Below are 23,426 nucleotides of genomic sequence, written 5' to 3'. Positions count from 1 at the left end.
TCCTGTACTCCTCGGCCTTGATAGGACGGCTTTATCGCTTTATGGCTTGGGAAAGGTGGGATTTGTGTTAGGCCAGCTCTTGCCCAACCAGCCGAAGCGAAAGCTATTACGAAAAATTCTCTAACAAGAGCTTGACATAATTCGTCTTTAGAGACATCTTCGTTGCTAAAATGGTTGCATATAGGTTGTAAATGGGCAACATGCCGTATATGTTTAAGTCAATTGGTTCGATCTTTGTGTAAAGATGAACTAAAGGATTTGGAGTTATTTGACGGAAGGAGGTGAGAGCATGAATCGTAAGGACGCTGTTAACCACATGGCAGCCAAGGCGAACATTACCAAGGGACAGGCAGATGCCGCGTTGACCGCTTTGCTAGACGGAATCATTGACACGCTCAAAGGCAACGATAAGGTGACTTTCATTGGATTTGGCACCTTCATGGTCAAGAAGCAGAAGGCTCGCAAAGGTTTCAATCCCAACACCAAGAAACCAATGACCATTCCAGCTTCGAAGAAGGCTAAGTTCAAAGCAGGCTCAAAGCTGCAGGAGGCTCTTACCTAAGAGCAGGTCATATCTTGTGCGGATTTGCGCAACCGAGGATGTGGATGCTGGCGGCGCCCAGGGTCACGGGGTGACCTCAAGCGCCGCCATGTTCTTGTGCCTACGGCAGCTCCTCTGTGGACAAGACAAGTATTCTCTTGTGCCTGTCCAACGGTGATGTCGAAGCACTCAACGTTTCCACCCCACATCGAGCAGGTTGCTGACGCTACCGCAGGCCTTGTCCTCACCAAACTAAGAGGCGATGTCTCGACCAGACAGTTCTTCAGGTTAGAGTTTGCCGATACGGAGAAGGCTCAACGGTTTCTCCAAAGCTGCTCCGAAGCCGCAGAACTGGGCCAGGATTTCGGCGGCCTGGACAGGCCTCAGGAATGCTCCCTAATCGCAATGTTGCTGCCGGGCAATGGCTCGGCTAGAGCAAGCCGCATCATCGTGGATGTTGGGCGCTACATCGAAAACTGTGGTGTGCCAGTGCCGAAAATGTATCTCGCCATCCACCACCTGGGCTTTCTTGTCATAGAGGACCTGGGGGATACGAGGCTTTTCGATCTGATCGGCCAGGCCGGCACGGAGAACGTCAAGGACATCTACCGAACCGCTATCGAATATCTCGTTTACATGCAGTTTCCGCCCCCGGAAGTCCCCCGAGACTGCACGGCCTACAGCTACTCATTCTCAGCCGATCGATTCTTATGGGAGTTGAACAGCTTCTTAGACTCATTCTCGCACATCGTGCTACGGAGAAAGTTAAGCCGGTCGGAAAGAAGCATCATCGAGAGAGACTTCCAGGCGATATGCAGGGAGATGATGAGCCAGGAACTGGTCTTTACGCACCGCGACTACCACTCGCGCAACCTCATGATTAGAAACGCCAGGCCTCATGTGATCGATTTTCAGGATGCGCGGCTAGGCCCGATTCTCTACGACATTGCCTCGCTCATCTTTGACCCTTACGTGCCGCTTGAGCGTGACGATCAACAGGAGCTCTTTGACCATTATTTCTCGCTACTGCCGGCAAGGCCTCGTAACACTCTGCGCCGGCTTGGCTTGAGCAGGGCGCTTTGTGTGTGCGCGGTCCAAAGATGCCTCAAGGCGGCAGGCACCTATGTATCCTTGGTTGGGCAGCGAGGCGAGTCTGAACTCGTGCGCTATGTCCCACGCGCGCTCGCAAACGCCCTTAAGGCCGCCCGGCGCTGCGCGGGTTTTGTTGATCTATGCAATATGCTGGCGCACTGGCTTGATGCTGCCAATGAGTTCATTAACCGGCGTATGAGAGACGCTGGAAGCGATCGAGATATAAGCGTTGACTCGGAAACGCCGTTTGATAAGATTGATAATGAGTCTTGAACTCTTGGCGGGTAGCGGTTTTTAGGGCTTGCTGTTTTTTGCACTGGTCTCACAAGGTAAGGGAAGGCATTAAGAGTTGAAACGTTTGGGCAAGATGTCAAACGCTGTCAGCAGTCAGAACCGACAGGAACCTGAGCTCTTATCTCATGCAGAGAAAAAAGTAACCAGCGACCTTGCTGAGCTGGCCGCGGTCCGCGACTTCGTCCGACACGTCTGTGATGCCTCTGTGCTCGATGAGGAAGCTACCAACTTGCTTGAACTAGCTTTGACTGAGACCACGAGCAATATCATCAGGCATGCGTATAATGGGCGCACCGATGGGCGCATTGAGATATCAGCTGACACCTATGCTGATCGGGTTGTGATGAAGTTATATCACTGGGGCGTCGAGTTTCACCCCGAGCCCCAGCAGTTGCCGATGTTGGACAAGGGTCGTGAGGGCGGTTACGGGCTTTACATCATCGAACACAGCGTAGATAAGGTGATGTATTTGCGGGGAAAGGATGGTCGGAACTGCATTGTTCTGGCTAAATATAGGAACGACGGTCAGAAAAAACAGAATCGCAGGAAATTCAGCCAAGGAGCAATAGTAATGGAACTGAAGGTTGAGAAGGTCGGAGATGTTTCTGTTGTAAAGCTGCCAGGACGCTCTCTGGAGGCGAGTAATGTTGAAGAGTTCAAGCGGGATATCTTGCCAATCCTGAACGAGAGCGGCCAAGTTGTTCTAGACATCGGGAACCTCGATTTTGTCGATAGTTCTGGGCTGGGCGCTTTTCTTTCCTGTTTGAGGATATTGAACGCGAGAGGAGGCGACCTGAAGATAGCAGGGATGACCAAGGCGGTCCGCGCCCTGTTTGAGGTAGTCAGAATGCACAGAATCTGCGAGTCTTTCGAAACTGTTGACGAGGCGGTCAAGGCCTTCGAATAGGGCTGCTTGACTGACGAGCGGCAATGGGCGCCGACAGCGCATACAGGTGGTCTGTAGTGAATGCGGCTTGTTAGTCATACAATGAGCGGAGATGATAACGGACGTGAGAAGTGAAGTATCAGCTGCGGCGTTTGAGCGGTCAGTTCGACAGCATATCAAGTTTTCTCTGGGCAAGGCTCTCAAGGAGGCACGAGCAAAAGACTTTTTTTGGGCCGTCTCTCTTGCCGTCAGGGACCTGCTCGTCGATAGGATGCTCAAGACCAGACTACGCCACAGTAAGGCCGACGCCAAAAGGGTGCACTACCTTTCCGCCGAGTTCCTCATGGGCCGCTCACTTGGCAATAACCTCTGCAATCTGGGTCTCTCCGACATCTGCCAAGATGTCATTCTCAAGCTCGGCGCAGACCCTCTAGCGGTTGAGAACAGTGAGTTCGACGCTGCGCTCGGCAATGGCGGGCTCGGCCGGCTGGCGGCTTGTTTTCTTGATTCTCTGGCGACGCTCGACTTACCGGGCTACGGCTATGGTATCAACTATGAATATGGGCTGTTCAGGCAGGAGATAGCCGACGGGTATCAGAAGGAGAAGCCAGACAGCTGGCTTGCCTACAAGACGCCGTGGGAGCTCGAGCGATACGGCAAGGCCTGCCCCGTGCCAATCTACGGCCGGGTCGAGAACTATCGGGCCAAAGATGGCGCCGACAACCCGATGTGGCTGGATTGGCAGCTCATCATCGGCGTGCCCTACGACATGCCAATAGCCGGTTACGGAGGTGAAACTGTCAACTGCCTCAGGCTTTACTCCGCCCGCGCCTCTCAGGAGTTCGACATGGAGATATTCAACGATGGGGACTACTTCAAGGCGGTCGAGCAGAAGATCGGCTCCGAGACCGTGTCGAAAGTTCTGTATCCCTCAGATGCCAAGGCCGAGGGCCGCGAATTGCGACTCATACAGGAGTATTTCCTTGTAGCGTGCGCGGTCAGGGACATCGTCAGGAGATACGAGATCGCACACGCATCCTTCGAGATGTTCCCCGAAAAGGTCGCCATCCAGCTTAACGACACGCACCCTGCGTTGGCAGTTGCGGAGCTTATGCGGATACTTGTTGACGAGAAATCGGTGCCATGGGAAAGCGCGTGGGACGTCACTTGCAGGACAATGGCCTACACAAACCACACTCTGCTGCCAGAGGCGCTCGAGAGGTGGCCTGTCGCGTTGTTCGAACGAGTTCTGCCACGCCACCTACAGATCATCTATGAGATAAACCGCTGTTTCCTGGATGACATCGCCACACTCTACCCCGGCGATGTGGACAAACTCCGCCGAACATCGATTGTCGAGGAGGGCGAGCAAAAGCAGGTTCGAATGGCGCATCTCGCCACAATCGGAAGCCATTCCGTCAATGGCGTCTCCGCCCTTCATTCGGGACTCGTCAGGACAGTTCTCTTCCCCGACTTCTACGAGATATGGCCAGAGAAGTTCAACAACAAGACCAACGGAATAACGCCTCGTCGGTGGCTGAAACTTGCGAACCCCGGGCTGGCAGACCTGATCACGGAGCGGATTGGCGATGATTGGATCAAGGACCTCGACCAGCTAGCCAGGCTCGAGCCCTGCGCAGACGACGCGGGGTTTCAGGAGCGATTCCGACGAGTCAAGCTTGCCAACAAGGAGAGGCTAGCGAAGGTGATCAAGGACACTACCTCTGTCGTGGTGAACGCGAACTCCCTGTTCGACGTGCAGGCAAAGCGGATTCACGAATACAAGCGCCAGCTACTGAATGTCCTGCATATTATTCGCGAGTATTTGATCCTCGTGGAAGACCGAAAGGTCCCCGCCGTCCCTCGCACGTTCGTTTTCGCCGGCAAGGCCGCGCCCGGATACTGGGTTGCCAAGATGATCATCAAGCTCATAAACAACGTGGCGCGCGTCATCAACAATGACCCGAGGGTAGATGGCCTTCTAAAAGTCGCCTTCGTCCCTGACTACCGCGTCTCGCTCGCTGAGGTGATCGTGCCAGCGACCGACCTGAGCGAGCAGATATCTACCGCCGGCATGGAGGCCTCGGGCACAGGGAACATGAAGTTCGCGCTGAACGGGGCGCTGACCATCGGCACGCTGGACGGAGCGAACATAGAGATTCGGGAGGAGGTTGGAGAGGACAACATCTTCATTTTTGGCCTGAAAATCGCTGACGTTCAGAGGCTAGACCGGGAAAGGTCATATAACCCGCGGGAGCACTACCAGACGAATCCGGATGTCAAGAGAGTGTTGGATTCGATCAACGGTGACATGTTCTCGGCCAACGAACCCGGCCTGTTTAGGTGGGTATTTCACAACCTTCTTGACCACAACGACAGATACTACCACCTCGCCGACTTCCCGTCCTATCTCGAGGCGCAGCGCCGTGCCTCGGAAACGTTCGCTGATGTCGCCACTTGGACGAAGAAGGCGATACTGAACGTGGCCCGGATGGGCAAGTTCTCGAGCGACCGCTCCATCCGGGAGTACGCGCAGGATATCTGGCATATAAAGCCAGTTTTATCGACGCGCCGGCGCTGATCTGTGTTGTCCCTGGTAATCAACGTTCTAGACCGATAACAGTCAATCTCATTTCGGGGGCTGCGGGAGACCTTGAACTTTAAGCCCCGCACCATAGAATCTATTGCCATGAAACCCAAACCCGTCGTCGGTATCGAGGTTCATGTCCAGCTCAAAACCGCGAGCAAGATATTCTGCTCGTGCAGCACCCAGTTCGGCGCCAAGCCAAACTCCAACACCTGTCCGGTTTGCCTGGGTCTGCCGGGCGTGCTTCCCGTTCTCAACAAAAGGGCAGTTGAGCTGGCGATCAAGGCGGCCCTCGCCCTCAACTGCAAGATAAGTCCACGGAGCCAGTTTGCCCGCAAGAACTATTTCTATCCTGATCTCCCGAAAGGCTTTCAGATCACGCAGTTCGAGCTGCCGCTCGCGACAGACGGCTACATAAGCATCGATGTTCAGGACGAGGCGGGAAACGTCAGGCAGAAACGCATCCGCATAAACCGCCTCCACCTCGAGGAGGACTCTGGCAAGTCGCTGCATAACGAGCAGGTCAACCTCGAGGGGACAAGCCTGATCGATTTCAACCGCTGCGGCGTGCCTCTCATTGAGGTAGTGAGCGAGCCAGACCTCGAAAGCCCAGAGGAGGCCCGACAATACCTGCTGAAACTCAGGACGATCATGCGATACTGCGGCGTGAGCGACTGCAACATGGAGGAGGGCAGCCTCAGGTGCGATGCGAACATATCACTTCGCAACGAGGACGGCAGCCTGGGGACCAGATGCGAGATCAAGAACCTCAACTCGTTCAGGTTCGCCAAGCGCGCGCTTGAATACGAGATGATGCGGCACCAGGACGTCATCGAGGCCGGTGGGGCAGTCGAGCAGGCGACCTATGGGTTCAATGCCGCCTCAGGCAGGACTTTCCTGATGAGGAGCAAGGAGGAGTCACACGACTACAGGTATTTCCCGGAGCCTGACCTGGTCTTTCTCGACGCGAACGACGAGTGGACAGCGGAGATAGGGCGGACGCTGCCGGAGCTCCCGGATGCAAAGCGCCGGCGACTGATCGAGCAGTATGGCATTTCCGACTACGACGCCTCTGTCCTCACGGCCAGCCAGGAGGTCGCGGACTACTTCGAGAAAGCCGCCTCGCTTCACGGCGACGGCAAAGCGGTCAGCAATTGGGTCATGGGATCAGTTCTCCGGGTCGTCAAAGAGCGCAACATCAGCATCAATGAGTGCCCAGTATCGCCCGAACATCTGGCCGAGCTTCTCGCCCTGGTTAAGGACGGCAAGATCAGCGGCAAGATCGCGAAGGATGTCTTCGAGCAGGTCCTCGAGACGGGCAAAGCTCCCAAGACGATCGTCACCGAACAGAATCTGTCAACGGTTTCGGACGAGGGCCTCATCTGCGACATAATCCGCGAGGTCGCCGATTCAAGGCCGGACCTCCTTGCGAAGATAAAGAAGGGCAAGCTCAACGTGCTCGGGTTCTTCGTTGGGCAGGTGATGAAGCGCACCAAGGGGCAGGCTGATCCCGAGACTATCAATCGCCTCGTTAGAGAAGTAATTGTGGAGAATAACAAATAGAGGGAGAGAAAGATGGCAATTGAGAACCAGGATTCCGTTCACGAGGAGCGCATGCGCATCCTGAAGATGGTCGAGGACGGCAAGATATCTGCGGACGATGCGGCTGGGCTGCTGAAATCCGTTGGAGGCGGCGCGGTTCACTTCACGACGGGCACAAGTTCCGCTGGAGCCGTCAAGGTTAAAGACAAAAAATCGCTCAAGGGCAAGAAGCTACGGATACAGGTCTTTGAGGGCGACCAGGAGAAGCCCAAGGTGAACATCAAGCTTCCGCTGTCGCTGGCCAAACTCGGTGGGAAGTTCCTTTCCAAGGCGGGCAAGACCAAGATCGAGGGACTCGACATAGACATTGAGGCGCTCGTGGCGCATCTGGATGACCTCGAGGACGAGAACATCATCGAGATCGAGGACGAGAAGGGCAAGACCCGCGTCAACCTATTTATTGAGTGAGCGGGGAGATTTCTCTGTGCTCGGCCCCAGCTGCCGTAATTGCCTGCAACATTCGTCCGCCGGGGCTGCGCGATTTGGGCCTTAATACCCGAGCTGCTCGAGCTGCTTGAGATTGCTCAGCGTGCCCGCGGAATCCGGCTTCAGCTTAAGCGCCGCCTCCCACTCGCGCCGCGCATCTTTGTATTGCTTGCGCTTAGCATAGACGACGCCAAGCGCATTGTGCGCCTCGACAGAATCAGGATCGATCGAAAGCGCCTTCTTGAACGCCGCCTCGGCCTGCGGCAACCTGCCAGTCTGGTCGAGCAGCATTCCCATCTCAACCATCGGTTGCGGGCTGTTAGGCCTGAGCTGTGCAAGGCGCTTGCACACCTCAATCGCCAGCGAATAACGCTTGGCAGCGACGAGGGCTCTCATCCTCCTCTGGAGCTGATCAGCCGAAAGGCTCTCAAGGTCCTCCGTCCCTGACGCCTCGCCCTCTGCCAGCAGCTCCACGGCCAAGCTGCTCTGACTCAACCGCGCATCCCTCGTCGGAAGGTCAGGATCGAGCGCAAGCGCACGCCGCATCGCATCTCTTGCCGCGTCTTCATCCCCCATCTTCTCCTGAAGAAGCGCTATATCCGCGTAGGCCAGAGCAAACGTGGGACTCACCGCCACAGAACGCCGATACGCAGCGAGCGACTCCTGGTATTCGCCGGCAAGCTCGTGCACGATGCCAAGATTGCGAAGCGAGTTCGGGTCGCGAGGCGCTAGCTTTGCGATCTGGTTCGCCGTCCCTATCGCTTTCTTGAAGTTTTTGAGCCTGACCTCGATGTTGACGCAGGCTTTGAGGGCTGGCAGGAACGTGGGGTCTGCCCGGCGCACGCTGTCAAACGCGTCGAGCGCCTCGCGAAGCCTCCCCTCGCGCTCGAGCAACATGCCGAGGTTCATGCGGACGAGCTGGTCTTGGGGCCTGATATCTGCGATCTTTTTGTACTCTTCTATTGCAACTTGTGTCTCTCCGCAGCCAACAGCCTTCTCCGCCAGCATTGTGTGCAGGATCATAATGTCCCCCGCAGTCCTGCTTGAATCGCTCCATAACCTCTTCCCCTTGTCGCGATCGCCCTGCCAGTAGTAAGAGTCGCCGAGCTGTAGCTGCCAAACCATGGCCACGCACCGAGACGTGTAGTCCTTGAAGATGGTGGGGTCTTCGAGGCTCCTGCTGACGAGAGTATCGGGCACATCTCGCTCACGTTCAGAGAACTCGCCCGCATCTTTGGCCGGAACGAGCAGCGTTGCGACGCCGACCGGCTTGAGCTTGAACTCCTTGATGCCGCCGAGATCGACGCCCGGCACGTAGCATATAGGCCTCGTCTCCTCCCCAAACAGCCGATGCTCCGCCTGCAACTGAGCGACCTGGCGCTGCTTTTCGGGCATCAGCCTCATGTCCTTGACGTAAAAATCACGCCTCAAGATGCCTGAGCGGTCGATTACTTCGATGTTTGGACAGGTGCGCTCGACATCCTTCAGAAAGAGCAGCGTGAAGACCTCCATGTCCCGGTCAACGAAAACGATGGCGTCGTCGCTTGGCAAGCATTTAATGACGTTGACGCCGTAGTCGTATGTGAGGAAGTTGCGGCTCTTGTCGTTGTAGAAGTAGTTGGCAAACAACGGCAGCGCACACACCAAGACCGCTAAGGCGATGGCCGCAACAGCGGACATGCTGCGCGACTTTATCAGGTCACAAACCTTCCGCAGCACGGATGAGGCGCCGAGGGCGAGGAAGATGGCGGCGACGGCGAAGGATGGGATGAAGAAGACCTCGACTAGGGACTTGTCGCGGGGGATGAGCCTGTAATTGGTATATAGGATGAAGAACAGGCTGCTGAGCAAGAAGCACGCAAGAAGCATGAGCAGCGCCTTGTTTCGGCGTCGGACCGCAGCTGCGAGCCCGATTGCCGAGAGGATGACGCCCAGCGGCGTGAACTGTCTGACGAGCATGGAAGCGTAGAAGCCCAGCTGTTTGATGACAAGGGCGAACGTTCGCTCAGTGTGACTCGAACTGCCGTATTCGCGGCGTAGGATATGGTCCCAAAATCGCGAGAGCGTCTCTGGCATGCCCCAGTTGAGCGGTGGGTTGGTCGAGGCGCGGAACGCGAGATAGAGGTAGGCCGATGCCCCGAGAACGCCGAGCACCGTTGCGCCGAAGACTACGCCGCTGTTTCGGAGCAGTCGGGGGGATCTGTATATTACATAGACGACTAGCGCTGCGAGGATTAGGGCGACTGTGTGGTGGCTCGACAGCCCCAGGCCGCCTATGAACGCAGCGGCAAGGAGCAACCTGTGGTCCCTCTTTCCATCTGGTTCACGCTGCCACAGCACAACGAGATAGAGTATCAAGAGAATCATCAGAAGAGTAAGCGCATAGACCTCTGCGATCGTTGTCTGCGACCAGAAAGTGAGGGAGAATGTGAAGGCAACGGCAGCTATCGTCGAGCCCAGGACAGCGAAGCGTGGCGGCGGGTTATTACGGCGATCGCTTTCGGATACGCAAAGGCAGATTCTGAAGAGAACGAACACACTCGCCGCCCCGAACAGCGCCGAGGCGAGGGCACACCGTTCGGCGAGCGAGCCAAACGGGAAGACAATGCTTGTGAGCCTGATCAAGATAACGAAGATCGGGTAGCCCGGCGGATGAGGTATGCCCAGGCAGCTTGCGGCCGTGACGAGCTCCCCGCTGTCGCCGACATAGATAGTGGGGCAGAGGGTCTTCAGATAGGTGAAGAACGCCAGCAGGAACAGCATAGGCCCGAGCGCCGACCTGACCGCACTAGGTCGGTTGTTTCGGCGTGGGCCCCCGCTGAAAGATGACAACCTATCCAGCGGCCCTAGGGCCTTCTATTGGGTCACGACAAGGTACGGGAAGAATGTGCTGTAATTACCGTCCTTGTCGGCCACCTGGACCTCTATTAGATGATGGCCTCGCTCGCCGCCAGCAATATGGCAGTTCGCCCCGTAGTAGCCTCTCTGTCCATCAGCAGTAAGCCGGCTGAGTTCGACGCCGCCAAACGAGAAATCACCATGGTCCTGAAGCGATCTGTGCGCCTCGACCGAGGCGATGTTCGAGAGGCCATCTGGATCATTAACTATGACGTTCAAAAAGAGCGTGCCACCCGTATTCTGGTCGATCTTGCAGTTGCCATAGCCGGCCATGAGTATCTCTGGCTCAGGGCCGACATCTCGGCTGGTGACCCCGCGTATTGAATCTAGGATGTAGTTCTGTAGGTTGAGGCTCAGATTCGATGCGGGCTTGCCGCCGACCGGCATGACCTCGCTGTTCGAGACTGCCGCGGACGATACGCCTGCAAGTCCCGGGAGGTCGAACCGCGGATAATCATCGATCGTGACATAGGGCCAGACGTTGCTCGTGTTGCCCTCGGCGTCGGTCGCCACCACCTCCAATAGGTAGCAGCCGGCAGGATAGCCCGGCTCAACATCGACGAAACAGCCGTAAACCCCATCTCCAGCGAGACCGTCCTGAGACTGGCCATCGTCGTTGAGTGGGACAAGTGGCTCGCCGTCGTAGCACAGTTCAACCCGTGCGATGTCGTCGTCCGGGTCGGTGCAATAGGCCACAACGTGCAGCTTGCCGCCAAGCCGCTGAGAGACGTGAGAGCCGAAATAACCGGCCATCCAGACTGTTGGAGGCGCGGAGCGGGTGAACGGCGGTGTTCCTGGCGAACCCTCCTCGATGTTTGGGCCATCGATTGAGCCGACCGCGGGATACCTTGTCGTCTTGCTTGTCGCATCGGCGAACAGGTAGTAGTGGGTGTGTTCCCCGGGCGTGAGCATTATGCGAGCGGAGTAGTAGCCGTCTGCCGCCTCCCCGGAATCGAATGCGAGCGCATACTCGGCGTCGTCCACGATTACCTTTGCCACCGATGGCGGCTCCTGCTCGCGGTCGAAGTAGTGGATCTTGAACGTATATCGAGTTGTGCTCTTGCCTGAAGGCGCGCAAGACGCATCGGAGAGCGTGGGCGCCGTGTTGAGAACGGGCAGCTCCGCCAGCGCATAGAGCTTCTCCTCGGAGCCGAAATAAACGCTGCCGTCCGGGCCGATTGCGGGCGAGCTGTGGACGTTGAAGCCATATCCCGGCCTCAACGGGTCGTAGAAGCGCCACAGTAGCGACCCGTCCTTGCCCAGGCAGTAGAGGTTCCCGTCGTGGGAGCCGAACAGGATGTCCCCGTTGGCGTCGATCGCGGGGGAGGTATGGATCACGTTGTTGGCAACGTAGGTCCAATTGACCGTGCCCGTTGACGTCTCTATTGCGTAGAGGTTGTGGTCATAGGAGCCGACATAGAGCACGCCGTCATCAGAAAGCGCGGGCGAGGAGTGAACAATGTTGTCGGCATTGACGCGCCACTTCAGTGTCCCGTCGGAGTTGATGGCGAGTATCTGGTAGCCAGCGCCGACATAGGCCGTCTCGTCAGGTCCAACGACCGGCGATGAGGTAATTACCGCGCCAGTATTATAGCTCCAGCGCAGGTTGCCGTCGTGCCGGACTGCGTAGAGTTTGTTGTCGTCCGAGCCGAAAAAGACCGTCCCGTCGAACCATATCGCCGGCGAGGACGTTACCCAGCCGCCAGTGTGGAACTGCCAGCGCAGGTTGCCGTCTGACGTCATCGAGTACAGGTAACCGTCGTCGCACCCGAAGTAGATATTTCCATCAATCCCTATTGTAGGCGAAGAGTCGATCTCGCCGCCGGTCTTATAGGTCCAGTTGAGCGAGCCGTCCGGATTGAAGCTGTAGAAATAATGGTCGCCCGAGCCGACGTATAGGTTCCCGTTTTCGTCGATGACGGGCGTGCTGGCGATGTAATCCCCAGTGCTGGCAGCCCACTTGACCGTCCCATCAGTGTTCATTGCATAAACGTTGCCGTCATAGCATCCGAAATAGACGGTGTTGTCAGCATCGACCACGGGTGAGGAGATAATGTAATCGCCCGCGGTGAAGCTCCAGTTGAGCGTCGGTGCGGAGGTCGCAGCGATCGGGGACCTGCCGCTGTGAACGGGGTCGTGCCTGAACATCGGCCAGGTGTTGGTCGTATCCTCCGATAGGACAGTCGGACCGTAGAAGTATGGCGGCACGTCGCCGAGCTCGGGCAGCCGCACCGTGCCAGCGCCACCGCCGCCCTCAAACTCGAAGTAGAAGGTGTGATAGCCGACCTTCAACGACGTGGTGTATGAGTATGTTCCCTCCCACGGGTCGCCCGCCACGAGGCTCATGCTGCGTGGCATGTTGTCTATATAGAGCAGCGCAGATGCGGGAGCCGCAAGGTCCCTGTCGAAGAAGTCAACGCTGTATGTGAACTGCGTCTTGACCGTTCCGATCTCAGGCTCCACTCGGCCAAAGGTGAGCCCAATGTTTCTACCAGTCCAGAAGCAGAAGGTGTATTGAGCCTTGTTGGGGCAGAGCTCGAGATCGCCGATCTGCATCTTGACGCACACCTGCCTGTTTGCGGCGAATGACCGTCCGGGAACATAGCTGTAACGGTAGCCGTTCGCGACGTTCTCGCGGCTCACATAGCCCCCGTTGTAGTGGAGGTCTTCGCCGTCCTTCATCACGGACACGAAGCCCTCACCGTCGCCATGATCGACCTTTATCGAGACAGAATTAGTGTCAATGCCCTTGCCGACGTCCGTAACCGTCAACATGATGATAGTGGTCGTCTGCACATCGACCGAATACGGCGCAGGGAACACATCCGAGAACACCGGAGGGGCCGAATCGGCCTCGAAGTTGGGCTCGCCCTGGAATGGTTTGTAGAGGGACACGTCATATATGCCGTCTCCGCTTCCGGGTGCATCTCCCGATGGGCCATCGACGGCGCCCCACCAGTTGAGCACGGCGTCGATCTCTGCCCCCTCTTGGAGGTTCACGACCCCATACTCCTCGTTGCTGACGATGTCATTGGAGTGGATCATCGGCATCGCGCCATTGGGATCGGTAAACCCAGTGTCCGTCTCACAACGAACGCCATTGCGATTGCACATGATCGCATTGTTGAGGATGGAGGGCGAGGCCTTCGCGCTGTGCGCGTAGCAGTGGATACCCGCCCGTGAGAACATCGCGATGGCGTTGTGCTGGAGCAACGGCGAGCAGCTATCTATGTAGATCGAAGTGCCGTATTTGAAGATGCATTCCTCGATCTTGTTGTTGTCGTTCTCGACCTTGAAGTATTCCCAATCGCCCGGCTGAGGCATCGGCGTTGAGCCCGACAGAAGAACGGAGCCGCCGGCGGAATCGTCATTGAAAGAGGTGAAATAGACTCTGTCGCGGGTCGTGCCGTTGAGCTCGAGCTGACCCTTCACATAAATGCTCATCCCCTTGGCGAACTTGACTATCGTTCCAAGAGGGACTTCCACGACCGTATCCTTCACGACGAACTCGTAGGGGTCTCCGCCTTGGGCGATGCCGGACACGTCGGAGCCAACCACAATCGAGGTTCTGGTGTTGGACACTATCTCGAACTGTTCGGGCCGGTCGGTGTTGGGAGTCAGCATCGAGCCAGTCAGGACGTTCGCCTTCCAGTCGGCGGTCTCGTCAACGAGGGTGTCCAGGATGCCATCAAGCGTGTCGCTCGAGATGATGGCAGTAGAAAGCCCGTTGGCGGCCCTGTAGCCTCCCGCCACCACCACGGGGTCTATGACCACGTAAGGATAGTGATAGCCGGTTACATCATCCCACGTCGCTCCCCGGCCGCGTATAGTCCCGCCTATCGCGACGGCTCGGTAGGAGTTGCCCATCAAGGTGTTGTTGATGTAAACAGGGTCGCACGTCCCAAGAAGCGTCAATGGATAGCCATGATTACTAAGCAGCCTGTTGCCCTGAAGCGTCGGCTCGCACGGGCCCAAATAATCGCGCCCCGTCTCGAGGCAGATGCCACCGCCCTCGTAAATGCCGCTTGCCGCATCGACCACGTGGCCGCAGTCCTGTATCACGTTTCGCGATATTTCCGGCTTTGCTGCGTGCGACTCGGCATATACATAAAGACCATAAAGATAGAAGTTGGAGACCGTGTTGTTGATGATTGTCGGACAGCACTGATCGATCTTGACGAACGTCCCGTAGCTGAAGTTGCTGTTCTGGATCAGGCAATCCTCGCAGCAAATCCTGAACTGATACCAGTCGCCAGGAGCGGGGTGGCTGTTGCTGCCAGGCACCCTCAGCCCGTAAACGTCGTTATGAAGCGATGTGAAATAGCTGCGGGATGCGGACAGGTTGGAGGTCTCGATCGTCCCCAGAATCTCGACGCTCGTGTCCGCGCTGAACTTGACAACGCAATTGGGCGGCACGGATAGGTCGCAGCCATCGGCGATGACGAGGTCTTCCAGAACTATGTAGGGGAGATGTTGGTTTGTCGGCGAGACCTGGTCCGAGGCCACCGCTCTGTCGTCAACGAGCGGGAGGAAGTAGTCCACGTATTTGTAAGCGCCGGTATCATCGTCCAGCTCGCCAGGCTTGACATAGCCCTTTATGCCGATGGCCGAGACGAAGCGGTCATCATCCGCCCTTTGCCGAATCAGGTTACCATCAGGGACCGGATTCTCCGGTGAGCCCCCGACGTCGAGCATGATCGGCAGAGTGTTCTCAAACACTATTGGCAAGCTGCCCCGAGCGACGCTGCGATCGGTGCTCATAACAATCTGGTTGAACCGAATCAGCGGAACGCACGGGCCAAAATAGAAAGGTGGTGTGTAGCAATAGATGCCGATGCCAGCGTCATACTGGTCGTTCATGTCGAGGTCTTGATACTCCTCCTGGCCGGGGTCGAACTTCCCGTTCTCAGGATTGTCATCGGTGTAAGGCTCGCCGATGTCAAATATCTTGTTGCACTCGATGACCGGGCTGACAAGCGTGTCCTGGGCAACAATATACAGACCATATCGACTGAATTGCTCGATCAGGTTGCCGTAAAAAGTGGGCGAGCAATCATCGATCTCTATTGACTTGCCGTAGCGAAACGTGCAGCCCGAGAAGATGGCATTGTAGTTGTAGATGTGGACAGAGTTCCAATCACCTATCTGTGGCGTTCCTGAACTGTCCTCCCACGCTCCGTCAGGCGTGCTGTCGTCATTTATCGAGGTAAAAAGCGCCTCCTCCGCGACCACAAGCCCCTCAACAAATATGTCAACGTGTGAGGCAAGCTTTACTACAACCCCAGGATTGATCGTCAGCTTAACTCTGTCGCTAGGATCATCAGGATTCACCTTGTGGATAGTAAGATCACGCATCAGGACAATTGGGTTCTCGCTCGGGTCCCAAGTTGTATCCTGTGTGATCTCATAGTCCGACCATTCGCCAGCACGGCACACGGTCAAACCAACGATGACAAAGACGAACACCGAACATACGATCGTGACCCATCTCAATGACATTTGCGGTCCTCCATAAAATAACGAGACACTCCACCCATCAGTCGCAGCTCCGCGACTCAGGGCGGTTCGCCCATCTATATAGCCTCAGAATATGTAAACTTATCAATCTGCTGTCGATACAGCCTGTTCTAACATACCTTATTTCTCACAGCGTTCAAGTCTTTTCTTGGGAGGAGTTTGCGCCAGCGGAAACGGGGCGAAAAGAAGTGAGAGATTCCCGCTTTGAACGCTCGTTCCTGTTCGTGACCAATCCGTAGAAGTTTGCCTCAATCGCTGCCCGAAAAACACATGGTGTATTTACATCACCTCGGCCTCCAGGTCAAGGATTACGCATCGCCAACTACCGCAGGAGCTCTCTTTGGCCTCATTGATTAACGTATGGCATAGTTCTGTGGTAAACGTGTCAATTGAGCCGAACAATGTGCTGATCCGTAGGATGCCGGGCAACCAGGGCGGGGTCGTATCTATCGCCCTTGAAGTAGCCGTCGGACTGCTTCCAAAGCGCGGCCTCGATTGTGGTGACGCCCTCCTCGTCCGGGGGTGTCGGGTGCACAATCGGCCCCACCACCGGATGCGGACCCTCCGGCAGCGGCGTCACGGGCGGCACCTTCTCTCTCGGCGGCAGCAGCACCCACCTCGTCCGATACCCAAGATGGGGACCAAATACCGGAACCAGCGCACGCCTGCACCAGATCTCAGGATACACAAACACCTGCATCGTCTTCGCTACCAGATCATTACGCAGTAGTCATTAGCAAAAAATGTCTGCCCTAAGGTCGTAGGAGATATGGCGAAATCCCAAGCGGAGTATTCCGGGACGTCCACCCAATCTCGCAAGCTGAATTCGCTGAGTCTCACGTGATCATAGACGTAAACTAGATCATCATCCCAGCCCGGCATGAGATACCATATGTTGCCTGATCCGCGCCGCAGCAACGGTCCCCCGGGCATATACGATGGCTCATATATCGCCCGCCCCGTTGGGGAGAATACACTGAGCGCCACGTAGTCGTCTGGATGTTCTCTCCAATCCTCTGCTGCCGAGACGATGTAATAGACATAGTCGATCTCATCATATTGGATCTGTTTAATCCGATCGTAAGGCAGTGGGCTGTTTTCCGACGCGAAGCGCATCCAGGTCTCGCCGTCAAACCGAACCAAGCCATCGTCGGTCCCAAACCACTTAACGTTGAACTGGTCCACGTAGAAGCAATAGACCTCCGAATCGAGAAATGCGTAATCGGAGGCCCTCCAAATCTCATACTCCTCAGTCTCTGGATCAAGGCAGAGCACGGCGAACCTAGAGTTCGCATCTCCGGCCGCGATCCTTATGAGGAAGTACACAAGATCGTCTGGACCGAACTTAGGATAGTCAGCGGCCCAGGAATCTGGAATAAGATCCCACAAACATATTGTACGTATGCAACTGGAGTCATGTCCAGACCACCAAGAAATGAAGAAATCAGCAATGCGGTCGTCACAGTCCTCGCAACTCATGACGTATATCCGGCCCTGAGGGTCGGCTGCCATTACGACCGGTTCGGCCGGCACTCTGTCCAATAGCTCACGCTGCTCTCGCAAGCCGCCTTCCTCGATTGTAGCCAGCCTATAGTCGGTTAGATACGACCACATACCGGTCGGCCAGCGAAAGTGCCTATAGCCCACGTCGGATGCCGCACAAGGACCTCTCAGCGCAGCAGACCGCCAGGGATCCCACACGTGTTGCCTATAATCATGACCTTCGGCGAACAACACCCACGTCCTTCCGGCAGAATCTGTCGCGCAGTCCAGGACGAATGTGGACGCCGGGCACTGCACGGCCTCTATGTCTCCCTCGCGAATCTGGAATATCCCATCGGACAGATACCAATAGGTGGTATCCCCGGTGCCCCAGTTGTATGTGCTGTAATTCCAGTCACCAGTAGCAGCGATCACGTTCCCCTCGGCGTCAGCAAACGCGCAGTGGACTTGCCGCATATCAGGCGGCTTGAAGTAATGCACCCAGGGGTAATCACCTGCTTGCGCTACAGTGCAAGATGTCAACGCAAATACCGCGGACAGCAGAACCAGAATGGCCATTTCCAGCCTAGTCATCTTCGACCGCCTTTTTTCAGCTTCTTAACGGGCTGCGCCTCGTCAGTGAGGGCTATTATCGGGGCGCGCTTGAGGGTAATAACGTCTATCCGCTCGCTCTCATGCTCCGGAAGGCCGCACAGGCCTTCCCCCCCCGGTTCGCCGTCATTTGGCCCGCACGCGATCAAGGGATCACCACGGTCTCTGTGTGCATCCGCATTCAGCCATTCCTCATCGACGCTGAAGTGAAACCTCTGGTACCAGTAGCCAGTGATGCCGGCGGGGTCGTATCTATCGCCCTTGAAGTAGCCGTCGGACTGCTTCCAGAGCGCGGCCTCGATTGTGGTGACGCCCTCCTCGTCCGGGGGTGTCGGGTGCACAATCGGCCCCACCACCGGATGCGGACCCTCCGGCAGCGGCGTCACGGGCGGCACCTTCTCTCTCGGCGGCAGCAGAACCCACCTCGTGCGCCACCCAAGATGAGGACCAAATACCGGAACTAGCGCACGCCTGCACCTAATCTGCGGGTACACAAGCACCTGCATCCTCTTCTTCTCCGCTACCAGATCATCACGCACGAGGCGCCGTATCCTCCCGCTACGCAGAATGTCCGGCCTGAAGCAGTCGAGCCGACGTAGTGGACGTTGCTCACGAGCTCCATCCAGTCGGCTGCGTACCACTGCATGACTCGTTCATGGTCATAGGAGTAAGCCCTGCTCGCCTCATAGGGACAGAGCCAGAACACGCCTCTGCCGTCACGAAACACCTTGGAGAATTGAAAGAGTCGGTTTGCGACCGTAGGTAGGATAAAAGGGGCACCTATCGCGTCGCCCACCGGTGACAGCATGCTGAATAGCATAGAGGTGTCCCAACCGATATCCTTTTCTGAGATCACATAATAGACGTCATCGATCTCATCGTACACGATTTGCCTGACGGCATTATAGGGAAGGCCGCTGTTTTCAGTCGTCCAACGACTCAACGTCTGCCCATCGAAACGAACAAGGCCATCTTCGGTGCCGAGCCAGATGATGCCCATTGGGTCTATGTAGAAGCATCGAACTTCGGAGTCAAGATACGCATAATCGGTATTCCGGTAAACACAATACTCGCCGGTCTTAGGATCGAGGCGGAGAAGGGCGTAGTCGTAACCAGCCCCCGGACCGCCCGCATTATACACGATGAGAAGATATGCGACGCCATCCGGAGCAAACTGCGGATAATCTCGAAGCCAGGAGTTCGGAATGATCTGCCACAGGTCGAGAGTTCGAAGTGATTCAGGCCCTTCGGCTCCCCACCACGAGACGAAGTATGCGGTGAACTCCCAAGGATCCCATTCCGAGGTCATCAAGAAGACGTGACCCTGAGCGTCAACGCAAATCCCACGTGGTGTCCCGGGAATCGCCTCGGTCACTTCAGGAAGTCGGACAAAGCGCCCAGCCCGGAGCGTTCCCAAGGCTGGCTTGTCAAGACCGCCGTAGGCCTCGGCAAGGGGAGACTCCGGGAATCGGTATCGCCCATAGCCGAAACTCTGGGGAAGAGGGTACCCCTTATCCTCAACGCACAGGCCGTTCCGGTAATACACGTGGTAACTGCTCGCCTCGGCAGATATAATCCAGGTCCTGCCTTGACCGTCCACGGCAGCGTCAAGCACATACGTGTTCTCGGGTGCGTCGATTGTCTGCTTGACCCCCTCATTCACTCGGTATAAAGCTCCCGGGCGGTAGTCATAGTATTTCTCATTAGGCCAGTAATCGGGGACCCAGTCACCCGTTGACACGATGACATTGCCCTCGCCATCCGGGAACGCGAAGTGGATCGAAGGATGATCCGCGCAGCTGGGAGTATCGAAGTAATGCACCCAGGGGTAATCACCTGCTTGCGCTACAGTGCAAGATGTCAACGCAAATACCGCGGACAGCAGAACCAGAATGGCCATTTCCAGCCTAGTCGTCTTCGACCTCCTTATTTCGGCTTCTTAACGGGCAGGCCCTCGTCAATGAGCGGTTTTACTTCAAGCTTCAATGTAATAACGTCTATCCGCTCGCTTTCATATATAGGAATGGCGTTGACGCAGTCGGTGGAAAGCTCCGGAGGGTGAAATCTCTGATCCATGTTGTTTGGCCCGCAGTACAGCATCCGCCAGATCTTGTCCGAATCCTCAATTCGGCCGAGTTTTTGCTCATCGACGCTGAAGTCGGATTGGACGTTGTAGCCGGTGATGGTTTCCGGGTCGTAGCGGGAGCCGCCAGGACCGACAACGAAGTAGCCGTCGGACTGCTTCCAGAGCGCGGCGCGGATGTGATAGCCGCCCTTCTCGTCGGGGAGTATCGGCTGCACAATCGGTCCCACCTCCGGCTGCGGACCCTCCGGCAGCGGCGTCACCGGCGGCACCAGCTCTGTCGGCGGCAGCAACTTCCACCTCATCCTGATAAATCCCAGTCCAAGCGGATCACGCTCGAATACCAGCTTTTTTGCACATCGTATCTCCGGATACACAAACACCTGCGTGATGCTCATCGGTTACCAGATCATAACGCAGCTGCACAGGTGCAGGGCAAGAAAGGTGCGCCGGTCCCCGACCGGGCCGATGGATAAGTCGAACGTGTCGGCGCCAACGCTGACCCAATCCCGGAGGTGCCAAGCTCGTACGTTTCTGTGATCATAAGAGTAGATCACGTCGTAGATGACATAAGGCATCAAGTACCAAGTGGCTCCGGATCGGTGCGCCTTCGGTATCCACAGATCGGTGCAGTCGGGGAGGTTCAGCGGTGGCCCGACACGTTGCCCATCACCGGAAAGCACCGCGAAAGCTCCGTAGCAGTCTCCAACTGCGCTGTCGCAATACTGTGAGACCACGTAATACACGTTGTCGATCTCGTCATAGGTTATCTGTCGCACGCCGTTATAGGGCAGTCCGCTGTTCGCGGTCGTCCAGGAGGCCCAGTTTCCGGCATCCAACCGGAAGAGGCCGTCCTGAGTCCCGAACCACTTCACGTTAAACTGATCCACATAAACGCAATAGATCGCCCTATCGCCTCCATAATAGACACACCATTCCTCATCCTGGGGGTCCAACGCCAGCACCCCAGAGGGAGACCGAGCGTAGTAGATCCCCTCCGTGTTGCTCGCGAGCAGGTACATTAGGCCGTCTGGTCCAAAAGACGGTCGACGCGAAGTGATGACGTAGTCAAAAACATGGGGGACCTCTTGAATACGGAGCGAGCCCGGCTCAGCCCCAGGCCACCAAGAAACGAAGTACCTCGCACCACCCGAGTCAACGTCCCGGTAACTGACCTGGTAACTGATCACAAAGACTGTGCCCCAAACGTCCGAAACGATGGCAACCGGCTTCCCCGGGATCGAAGCGGTCAGCTCACTATCCACGACAATGCCTGTTCCCTGGATGCGTGCTAACCTGGGATTGGCAATGAGCGGAGATCGGGAAACGGAGTCCAAGACCGTCGCCTGACACTTCCAGGGCAGATCCTCCGCGTGTTGCGTGTGGTTCTGACCTTCTCCGAAGAGCGCCCATGTAGTTCCCCCCGAATCGGTCGCAAAACCCAAGACCAAGGTGCCGGCGGGGAACTCGATCTTGTCAATCTCGCCCTCCCAAATCTTGAACACTCCGTCGGACAAATACCAATACGTGATGGCCCCAGTACCGTCGCCGGTGGTGTAGTTCCAGTCCCCGGTGGACACGAGCACGTTCCATTCCGCGTCGGCATAGACGCAACCTATCTGACGGTCGAAATAATGCACCCAGGGGTAATCTACTTGCTGGGACAGCCCAAAAGGCGGCGAACCGATCACCGCGCACAGCGCAATCAGCATGACCAGCGACCGTTTTTTCATTTCTTCCCTCCTTGTATCAGCTTTTCATCGGACACGATCGTTGGAAAGGGGCTTTTCACTTCCAGGGGCTTGAGCTGGATCACATCTACTCGCTCGCTCTCGTGTTGCGGGAGAGTGTTTGCACACCTATCTGACGGCTGGCCGGTCACTGGGTCCTCATTGTTCGGCCCGCAATAGCCCAAGAAATTGCCCTCCGAGTCTCTCACTTCTTGCGCATCGACGCTGAATTCGGATTGGACGTTGTAGTCGGTGATTGTTGCGGGGTCGTAGCGGGAGCCCCCAGGACCGACAACGAAGTAGCCGTCGGACTGCTTCCAGAGGGCGGCGCGGATGTGATAGCCGCCCTTCTCGTCGGGGAGTATCGGCTGCACAATCGGCTCCAAAAGCGGCTGCGGACCTTCCGGCAGCGGCGTCACGGGCGGCAGCTCCGCCCTCGGCGGCAGCAAAAACCACCTCGTCCGATACCCAAGATGGGGACCAAGTACCGGAACCAGCGCACGCCTGCACCAGATCTCAGGATACACAAACACCTGCATCGTCTTCTTCTTGCTGAGATCATGCCCGTGGTCATCCTCCGCCCACACCTCGAGCACTGCCCAACCAACCGGCACATCACGGAGCTTGATCGTTGCCTCAGGCGGTTGCTCAAAGGGGGCCTCCGCCTCCCGCTCCCAGAGCGGCTGTCCATGTCTATATATGTCCCTATTCCCGTCCGGGGAGAGTCCAGGCTTGTATCTATTCAGGGCTCTTGACCGAAGATAGACCTTGAACTTCCCCTTTAACGGAGTCGGCCTCAGGACCCCCGTGGGTACCCGCTCCCCACCCGGCTCCACGACCGGCGTGACCGGCGGCTCCAGCAAAGGGGTCGGCTCCAGCAAAGGGGTCGGCTGCGGCAAAGGGACCGGCTGTGGGAAAGGGACCGGCTGTGGGAAAGGGACCGGCTGCGGCAAAGGGACCGGCTGTGGGAAAGGGACCGGCTGCGGGAAAGGGACCGGCTGCGGGAAAGGGACCGGCTGCGGGAAAGGGACCGGCTGCGGGAAAGGCACTGGCACCGGGAAGGGGATCGGCTGCGGCCAAATAGACTCAAGTCTGACCTTGAACTCGATCTCCCTCGCCGTTTGTGAGACTGAAATCCTGAATCGCTCATGCCCCCTGTTCCCCCGTGCATACTCCCTGAAGTCCGAGGTGGCCTTGCAGTGAAGCAGCTTGTGCTCCTTCCACTCGCGGTCCCCGTCCGGATGCTCCGGACTCGTTCCGGGGTCCCATTCGCCGATGGTGCCGTCCACGCGCAGAACTCGCTGAAAACCCATCGCCAACATGAAATTCTTCCCGTCAGCGCAGCTGTAGTTGGCCCACCAGTAATGCGTCGTCTTAGTCGTTATTAAGAGCCACATGTTGAACTTCTGAAGCTGGCCGCTCTCGTTATCGTGCGCAAGGAAATACTGAAGAGGCGTGCCGATCTCCAGGAACAGCCGCTGCTTCCCAGTTATGTTGCCAGCGCGGTCGGTGTCATTCATCACGGCCCAGAACTTCGACCCATAGAGCAGCGTGGACTCCTGAGCCGTGACGTCGTCCTGCGTGCGAAGGCAAACCTCGCACGTCCTAAGATACTCCGGAATCCGCGACACGATCGCGGTCACCACGCGACTCACGTCAATCTTCTCAGCCAAGGC

Annotated in this window: 15 protein-coding genes; 6 read left to right on the top strand and 9 right to left on the bottom strand. The window is 56.9% G+C overall.

Features of this window, described 5'->3' with window-relative positions:
- Nucleotides 1–289: 289 nt before the first annotated feature.
- The 6 genes from VM163_03975 (at nt 290) to VM163_03950 (ending at nt 7,410) form a co-directional block, all read left to right on the top strand.
- The gene (locus tag VM163_03975; protein ID HUT03029.1) at nt 290–562 is read left to right on the top strand and encodes an HU family DNA-binding protein; all 273 of its coding nucleotides are present in this window, start codon (nt 290–292) and stop codon (nt 560–562) included.
- A 156-nt stretch (nt 563–718) separates the two neighbouring features.
- Nucleotides 719–1,906, top strand: coding sequence for a phosphotransferase (locus VM163_03970; protein ID HUT03028.1), 1,188 nt, complete (start codon nt 719–721; stop codon nt 1,904–1,906).
- Between the two features lie 76 nt (nt 1,907–1,982).
- Complete coding sequence (locus VM163_03965; GenBank protein ID HUT03027.1) at nt 1,983–2,834, top strand: anti-sigma factor antagonist; 852 nt, start codon at nt 1,983–1,985, stop codon at nt 2,832–2,834.
- A gap of 103 nt (nt 2,835–2,937) precedes the next feature.
- Entirely contained in the window at nt 2,938–5,394 is a 2,457-nt protein-coding gene (locus tag VM163_03960) for a glycogen/starch/alpha-glucan phosphorylase (protein ID HUT03026.1), read from the top strand.
- A 72-nt stretch (nt 5,395–5,466) separates the two neighbouring features.
- Nucleotides 5,467–6,963, top strand: a complete 1,497-nt coding sequence (gatB, locus tag VM163_03955; GenBank protein HUT03025.1) for an Asp-tRNA(Asn)/Glu-tRNA(Gln) amidotransferase subunit GatB — start codon at nt 5,467–5,469, stop codon at nt 6,961–6,963.
- Nucleotides 6,964–6,975: 12 nt separating this feature from the next.
- Complete coding sequence (locus VM163_03950; protein HUT03024.1) at nt 6,976–7,410, top strand: hypothetical protein; 435 nt, start codon at nt 6,976–6,978, stop codon at nt 7,408–7,410.
- Nucleotides 7,411–7,491: 81 nt separating this feature from the next.
- Here the strand turns inward: VM163_03950 and VM163_03945 are convergent, their stop codons facing one another.
- The 9 genes from VM163_03945 to VM163_03905 form a co-directional block, all read right to left on the bottom strand.
- Nucleotides 7,492–10,191 carry a DUF2723 domain-containing protein gene (locus VM163_03945; protein HUT03023.1) on the bottom strand — a complete coding sequence of 900 codons (2,700 nt, stop codon included), beginning with the start codon at nt 10,189–10,191 and terminating at the stop codon, nt 7,492–7,494.
- Between the two features lie 93 nt (nt 10,192–10,284).
- Complete coding sequence (locus VM163_03940) at nt 10,285–15,825, bottom strand: PQQ-binding-like beta-propeller repeat protein (protein HUT03022.1); 5,541 nt, start codon at nt 15,823–15,825, stop codon at nt 10,285–10,287.
- Between the two features lie 403 nt (nt 15,826–16,228).
- Nucleotides 16,229–16,531, bottom strand: coding sequence for a hypothetical protein (locus tag VM163_03935; protein ID HUT03021.1), 303 nt, complete (start codon nt 16,529–16,531; stop codon nt 16,229–16,231).
- A 20-nt stretch (nt 16,532–16,551) separates the two neighbouring features.
- Nucleotides 16,552–17,919 carry a hypothetical protein gene (locus VM163_03930; GenBank protein HUT03020.1) on the bottom strand — a complete coding sequence of 456 codons (1,368 nt, stop codon included), beginning with the start codon at nt 17,917–17,919 and terminating at the stop codon, nt 16,552–16,554.
- Nucleotides 17,916–18,476, bottom strand: a complete 561-nt coding sequence (locus tag VM163_03925; GenBank protein HUT03019.1) for a hypothetical protein — start codon at nt 18,474–18,476, stop codon at nt 17,916–17,918. The genes VM163_03930 and VM163_03925 overlap by 4 nt, the downstream gene beginning before the upstream one ends.
- Nucleotides 18,458–19,837: a hypothetical protein gene (locus VM163_03920; GenBank protein HUT03018.1), complete on the bottom strand. Its 1,380-nt coding sequence runs from the start codon at nt 19,835–19,837 to the stop codon at nt 18,458–18,460. The genes VM163_03925 and VM163_03920 overlap by 19 nt, the downstream gene beginning before the upstream one ends.
- A 26-nt stretch (nt 19,838–19,863) precedes the next feature.
- Nucleotides 19,864–20,418, bottom strand: a complete 555-nt coding sequence (locus VM163_03915; protein ID HUT03017.1) for a hypothetical protein — start codon at nt 20,416–20,418, stop codon at nt 19,864–19,866.
- 3 nt (nt 20,419–20,421) lie between these two features.
- Entirely contained in the window at nt 20,422–21,753 is a 1,332-nt protein-coding gene (locus VM163_03910; GenBank protein HUT03016.1) for a hypothetical protein, read from the bottom strand.
- Entirely contained in the window at nt 21,750–23,423 is a 1,674-nt protein-coding gene (locus tag VM163_03905; protein ID HUT03015.1) for a hypothetical protein, read from the bottom strand. The genes VM163_03910 and VM163_03905 overlap by 4 nt, the downstream gene beginning before the upstream one ends.
- Nucleotides 23,424–23,426 lie beyond the last annotated feature (3 nt).

It is taken from the genome of bacterium, assembly GCA_035527515.1.
Taxonomy (GTDB): domain Bacteria; phylum B130-G9; class B130-G9; order B130-G9; family B130-G9; genus B130-G9.
This window is presented reverse-complemented; position numbering and strand designations above follow the sequence as displayed.

Bases quoted from the DNA above. Each gene is read 5' to 3' on its own strand.
- VM163_03975 (HUT03029.1), top strand. From the start codon at position 290: ATGAATCGTAAGGACGCTGTTAACCACATGGCAGCCAAGGCGAACATT.
- VM163_03970 (HUT03028.1), top strand. From the start codon at position 719: ATGTCGAAGCACTCAACGTTTCCACCCCACATCGAGCAGGTTGCTGAC.
- VM163_03950 (HUT03024.1), top strand. From the start codon at position 6,976: ATGGCAATTGAGAACCAGGATTCCGTTCACGAGGAGCGCATGCGCATC.
- VM163_03945 (HUT03023.1), bottom strand. From the start codon at position 10,191: ATGCTGTTCCTGCTGGCGTTCTTCACCTATCTGAAGACCCTCTGCCCC.
- VM163_03940 (HUT03022.1), bottom strand. From the start codon at position 15,825: ATGTCATTGAGATGGGTCACGATCGTATGTTCGGTGTTCGTCTTTGTC.
- VM163_03930 (HUT03020.1), bottom strand. From the start codon at position 17,919: ATGACTAGGCTGGAAATGGCCATTCTGGTTCTGCTGTCCGCGGTATTT.
- VM163_03920 (HUT03018.1), bottom strand. From the start codon at position 19,837: ATGGCCATTCTGGTTCTGCTGTCCGCGGTATTTGCGTTGACATCTTGC.
- VM163_03915 (HUT03017.1), bottom strand. From the start codon at position 20,418: ATGAGCATCACGCAGGTGTTTGTGTATCCGGAGATACGATGTGCAAAA.
- VM163_03910 (HUT03016.1), bottom strand. From the start codon at position 21,753: ATGAAAAAACGGTCGCTGGTCATGCTGATTGCGCTGTGCGCGGTGATC.